At 68.2% G+C, this 6041-nt stretch carries 4 protein-coding genes and 1 pseudogene; 2 read left to right on the plus strand and 3 right to left on the minus strand.

The window, feature by feature from the left end; genetic code table 11:
* Positions 1-659 (minus strand): annotated as a pseudogene (locus AC08ON_RS05870) (family 65 glycosyl hydrolase); the annotation flags it as partial.
* Complete coding sequence (locus AC08ON_RS05875) at positions 656-1417, minus strand: HAD family hydrolase (protein ID WP_476616590.1); 762 nt, start codon at positions 1415-1417, stop codon at positions 656-658. The gene AC08ON_RS05875 and the pseudogene AC08ON_RS05870, both read right to left, overlap by 4 nt.
* 177 nt (positions 1418-1594) lie before the next feature.
* On the opposite strand from AC08ON_RS05875, the gene dcd reads away from it, so the two are divergent.
* On the plus strand, positions 1595-2194 hold the full coding sequence (dcd, locus tag AC08ON_RS05880; protein WP_011438703.1) for a dCTP deaminase: 600 nt from the start codon (positions 1595-1597) through the stop codon (positions 2192-2194).
* A gap of 79 nt (positions 2195-2273) precedes the next feature.
* On the opposite strand, the gene AC08ON_RS05885 is transcribed toward dcd, so the two are convergent.
* Positions 2274-4493: a (Fe-S)-binding protein gene (locus tag AC08ON_RS05885; RefSeq protein ID WP_476606830.1), complete on the minus strand. Its 2220-nt coding sequence runs from the start codon at positions 4491-4493 to the stop codon at positions 2274-2276.
* 644 nt (positions 4494-5137) lie between these two features.
* Here AC08ON_RS05885 and AC08ON_RS05890 point away from each other — a divergent pair.
* Positions 5138-6041 (plus strand): nuclease-related domain-containing protein (locus AC08ON_RS05890; protein ID WP_476616591.1); only part of this gene is annotated, 904 nt, incomplete at its 3' end.

Below are 6041 nucleotides of genomic sequence, written 5' to 3' on the forward strand. Positions count from 1 at the left end.
ACACGGATCTCGCTGCGGTGGGTGATGTGGACGAGCTCAACCATCGTGCCGCTCGCCCGATGGCGCTCGGATCGCAGCGGCGACTCCAGCGCGGACGCGGCCCGCGGGTCACCGTGCCAGGCCGGCAGCTGCTCGTTGGCCACCAGCTCCGACTGGATGACGACCCGCGCCGGGTCGCCCACCGGCTCGATCTCGTAGTACACGGCCGCGATGGAACGCTGCGAGAACGACACCAGCCGCTCGGAGTGCACCCGGATGGTCTGCCCCGCCGGCGAGACCCATTCCGCGTCCCGCCGGAGCACGCCCTCCCGGAAGTCGATCGCCCGCTGATGCGACCGCAGATCGCCATAGCGGATGTCAAACGGCTCGTCGTCGACAAGTAGACGGATCACCTTGCCGTTGGTGACGTTGATGACCGTCTGGCCGGACTCGGGATATCCGTAGCCGGCCTCGGCATAGGGCAGGGGCCGCAGCTCGTGGACCGAGTTCAGGTAGGTGCCCGGCAGGCCGTGCGGATCGCCCTCGTCGAGGTTTCCCCGGAGCCCGATATGGCCGTTGGACAGGGCGAACAATGACTCGGACCGGCCCAGATCGGAGATGTCGAGACCGGACTCCTGGATGGACCACGGCTCGATCAGATAGGACGCTTTGTCGATCATGCGGGGCCGGGCCCGGAGCCGTGGCCGAGCAGATCCGCCAGGTCGTTCACCACGATGTCGGCCCCGTGGGCGCGCAACGCGGCGGCGTGCCCCACCCGGTCGATCCCCACGACCCGGCCGAACCCGCCGGCCCGCCCCGCCTCGACGCCGGCCAGGGCGTCCTCGAACACCGCCGCCCGCCGCGGCGGCACCCCGAGCAGCCGGGCGCCGGCGAGGAAGGTGTCGGGCGCGGGCTTTCCGGCGAGGTGGTCACGGGCGGCGACGAGGCCGTCCACCGCTCCGTCAACGAGGGCGTCAAGCCCAGTCGCCTTCAACACCTCGGCGCAGTTGGCGCTGGAGGAAACGACCACGCGGGGGATCCCCCGCGTGGCCAGTTCCCGCAGATACGTCACCGAGCCGGGATAGATGTCCACGCTGTCCCTCCGAATCCGTTCCAGCAGGAGGAAGTTCTTCCGGTTGGACAGCCCATGCACGGTGAGCGCGGACGGCGGGTCGTCCGGTGTTCCGTCGGGAAGCCTGATGTGACGGGCGTCGAGAAAGGCTCGCACACCGTCGGTCCTGGGCCGGCCGTCAACGTACTCGGCATAGTCATGCTCGAGGTCGAAGGGGACGAACGGCTCTCCCGACCGCTTGGCCCAGTTCTCCAGGAAATCGTCGAACATCTCTTTCCACGCGGCCGCGTGGATCGTCGCGGTGTTCGTCAGCACGCCATCCAGGTCGAACAGACATGCCTCGATGTGATCGGGTAGCCCGAGCATCCGTCCCGCCTGTCCCTTCCGCCCCAGCCTTCCCCGGGGGCACCCGTCCGACCGGGTATTCATCGACCGGCCACGTGCCTCCTACCCGGGTCACGCTCCGTCTCACTCTTCCACGCGGCCCCATCCTCCTCCGGGTGGACGGTGAAGATCGACCGCTCATGCTCTAACGTCCGGGACGTGCTGTTGTCCGACCGGGACATCCGGACCGAGATCGCCACGGGCCGGATCCGTCTCGACCCCCACGACCCTGGCCTCATCCAGCCGTCCAGCATCGATCTACGGCTGGACCGCTGGTTCCGGGTCTTCGCCAACCACCGGTACAGCCACATTGATCCCTCTCTTGAGCAGGAGGATCTCACCGAGCTCATCGCCCCGGAGGGCGACGAGCCGTTCGTCCTGCATCCGGGCGAGTTCGTCCTCGGCTCGACGCTGGAGATCGTCACCCTGCCCGACGATCTCGCCGGCCGGCTGGAAGGGAAGTCGAGTCTCGGCCGGCTCGGGCTGCTCACGCACTCGACGGCGGGCTTCATCGACCCCGGCTTCTCCGGGCACGTCACGCTGGAACTGTCGAACGTGGCGACGCTGCCGATCAAACTCTGGCCCGGCATGAAGATCGGCCAGCTCTGCCTGTTCCGGCTGTCCTCGCCGGCCGAGCACTCGTACGGCTCGACCATCTACGGTTCGCGCTACCAGGGTCAGCGCGGCCCGACCCCGTCGAGGGCCTACCGAGACTTCACCCGCGCACCGGTCCCGAACGGGGAGATCCCCCCAGGCTGACTTCCTTGTCTTTCAGCTTCCTTGCCTTTCCAGAAGATTTTATGTCCGATTTATCCCTCTGGAAAGGCAAGAGCGCAATTTAGCCGACAGGCTCGGCGGACTCCTCGGTCGGAGCCGCTGGCGCCGACGGCGCCAGCGAACGGGCCAGGAGCTGGGAGACGTCGAGTACCTCGACACCGTCCTTCGCCTCGCCGCTCAGCTTCTTCTCGGTGACGGCATCGGTGAGCATCACGATGCAGAACGGGCAGGCGGTGGACACGACGTCCGGGTCGAGGCCGAGGGCCTCCTCCGTCCGGTCCACATTGACCCGCTTACCGATCTTCTCCTCCATCCACATCCGCGCGCCGCCGGCACCGCAGCAGAAGCCACGGTCCTTGCAGCGGTGCATCTCCTGGCCCCGGATGCCCGGAATCGCCGCCAGGATCTCCCGCGGCGGGGTGTAGACCTTGTTGTGCCGCCCGAGGAAGCAGGGGTCGTGGTAGGTGACCGACGACTCCACCCGGGTCACCGGCACCAGCTTGCGCTCCCCGACCAGTTTGCCGAGCAGCTGGGTGTGGTGGACGACCTCGTACTGACCGCCGAGGGCCGAGTATTCCCGGGCGAGGCTGTTGAAGCAGTGCGGGCAGGTGGCAACGATCTTCTTGACGCCCGTGGCGTTCAGCAGCTCGATGTTCGCCTTGGCCATCTCCTGGTACAGGTACTCGTTGCCGAGCCGGCGCGCCGGGTCCCCGGTGCAGGACTCGTTCGTACCGAGGATCGCGAACTCGACCCCGGCAGTGTGCAGGAGCTCCGCGAAGGCCCGCGCGACCTTTTTGGCGCGGTCCTCGATCGCCCCGGCGCAGCCGACCCAGTACAGGTACTCGACGTCGTCGGGGATCTGCTCACCGTCGCCGAGGACACGCACCTCGAAGGGCAGGCCCTCGGTCCACTCGGTGCGGGTCCGCGGCGAGACGCCCCACGGGTTGCCGTTGTTCTCAAGGTTGCGCAGCATGACGCCGGCCTCGGACGGGAACGCCGACTCGATCATCACCTGGTAGCGACGCATGTCGACGATGTGGTCGACATGCTCGATGTCCACCGGACACTGTTCGACGCACGCGCCGCAGTTGGTGCACGACCACAGGACGTCGGGATCGATGACCCCGCCCTCCTCCTCGGTGCCGACCAGCGGCCGGTCGACCTGCGGCTGACCGGGCTGCGGCACCCGGCCGAAGCCGGACTCGGGCACGTGGTGCACGGTGTGGGAGTCGGAGGCGTCCTCGGCGATCCCGGTGACCGCCTTCGGCGCCTCCTCACCCTCCGCCGCGCCTTCGGTGGACAGCAGGTAGGGCGCCTTGGCGAAGAGGTGGTCACGCAGATCCATGATCAACAACTTCGGCGACAGCGGCTTGCCCGTGTTCCACGCCGGGCACTGGCTCTGGCACCGCCCGCACTCGGTGCAGGTGGCGAAGTCGAGCATGGCCTTCCAGGAGAAGTCCTCGACCTTGCCGACGCCGACGACCGGCTCGTCCTCCTCCATCAGCTTCTCGATGTCGGGGGTGGTGGCCAGCGGGCCGAGGGCCACCGGCTGGCGCTTGAGCACGACGTTGATCGGGGCCAGGCCGATGTGCAGGTGCTTCGAGTAGACCACCAGCACCGAGAAGCCCATGATCACCGCGATATTGAGCAGCAGGAAGGCCGTCTCGATGCCCTCGTTCACATCGTGGGAGAGACCGGAGAAGATGCGGCTCACAGCGTAGGACGCGAAGGCCCACTTCGTCTGGCCCTGCGGGAGGTTGCCGGTGTTGTACTGGGCACCACGGTAGAGCAGCAGCGTCACGATAACGGCGGTGATCAGGCCGAGGATGACCCAGGCCGGCCCGGTGTGCGAGCCGTAGAATCGCGACTTGCGCTCCAGCCGCGCCGGGGCGTTCTTCAACCGGATGATCGTGAAGGCGACCAGGCCGGCGAGGACCGCCACGGCGAAGAAGTCCTCGAGGAAGCCGATGGCCGCCCAGTGCCCGAATCCCGGGATGTGGAAGTCGTCGTCGAACAGGCCGCCGTAGGCCTCGATGACGGTCAGCAGCAGGATCGTGAAGCCCCAGAAGGTGAAGAAGTGGGCCGCCCCGGGCACCGACCACTTCAGCAGCTTGCGCTGCCCCCCGACCTCGCTGATCTCCGTCCAGACGCGGGTCGGCAGGTCGTCGAGCCGGCCCTCGGCCGGCTGGCCGGACCCGATCAGCCGGAACAGCCAGAAAACCCGACGCCCGGCAACCGCGAGAGCAATCAGCGTGATCGCTCCACCGATCGCAATTCTCACAGCATCCTCCATCTGGCACCCACTATCGCGGGCGAGCCTGCTCGTACCGACCAGCAACGTATGGGACGAGTGGCTCACGCCACCCGGACAAGTGGCCCGCGCCACCGTATGGGCGGGTCCGGTCCCAACCTCCCGGCCAACCCGTCTGTCTGGGTCCCCACCCCGGACGTAGGGGCACTATGAGGCCGACAGCGAACCCGCTCACCGTCGACCCTGCCACGACGTGGTCCGAGCGGCCCGATATAGGGGGTCCGAAGGCCCGATCGTCCGCGCGAGGTGCACGGGACTGCTACGTTCAGCGGCAGACGCCCAACCGACACGCAACGCCTTGCACCGTCACGACTACCACGGCGCCCCGGATCCCGCCATCCCGGAACGTCGCTCCCCCGCCGGGAGCCTTCCGGGCCGACGAGGTCAACCCTTGTGCCGGCAGGTGCTTCGACGCACCATAAGGACAGCCTTCGCCCACGGTGACCGGGCGATCGTGTGTCCCGCGGTGCTCGCCACCTTCACGTTGTGCCTGGGCCCGGTGCCAGCGCTGCCGCGACGACGCCCGGCGTGCTCCGGCGGACGGGCCCTACCGACGTTGACGACCCGCGAACGACAACTCCGCGAACGACGACCCTGCGAACATGGTGGGCACGATGGCGACGATCACCCGGCCGACGATGACCCGAGTCGGCCGCCCTGGACACTCCCTGCAGACGGAGTACCTCCGGGCCAGGGAAAACCAGGCACTCGTGCGGCGGGACAAGCTGAGCCGTGAGGTACCCCGCACCGCGGTGCGCTCGGCCCTGGTAGGACTCGCCCTCGCCCTCGTCATCGGCTTCGGCCTGGGGCTGCCCACGGTCGCGGTCGTCGTGTTCCTGCTGGTCTTCATCGCCTGGCCGGCCGGGATCGTGATCGCCTCGTTCGGGACCGCCCCCGACGTCGAGTCGCTGCGCGAGGGGGCCGAGGCAGAGCGCAGGACCGCGCGCGCCATCGCCCGGCTGCGCCGCCAAGGGTACGTCATCCTGCACGACCGGGCCGTCCCTTACTCCGAGGCGACCATCGGTCACCTCCTGGTCGGGCCCGGCGGGGTGATGGTGCTCAGCAGCGACAACAACAAGGGCACCGTGCGGTACAAGAAGGGTGGGGCGACCTGTGACGGAGAGTCACTCAAACCCCCGATCGACCGCACCGCCTGGTTGGGTGACGAGGTCCGCAACCAGATCCGCGCGGCGCTGCCGATGCTTAAGATCCCGATAAGTCCGATCCTGGTGATGGTCGAGGCCAACGTCCTGTGGAGCGACGGCGCCCTCGACGGAGTGACGATCATCAGCATCAAGGACGTCGTCAACTACATCCGGCGCAGGCCCGGCCGGCTCAACCCCGGTGAGGTCCAGCAGATCGTCGCCGCCACGGAGCGGCTGTTTCCGGCCTACTCGGCCAACCGCCTCGCCGAACAGATCACCGTCGGTCGGGACCAGTGGCTGACCCTGATGGATGCGCTGCGCACGATCCGTGAGCGCGACGGGGACGCTTCCGAGATGCTCGACCGGCTCGCCC

The organism is Frankia sp. CoWAU3 (assembly GCF_977971855.1).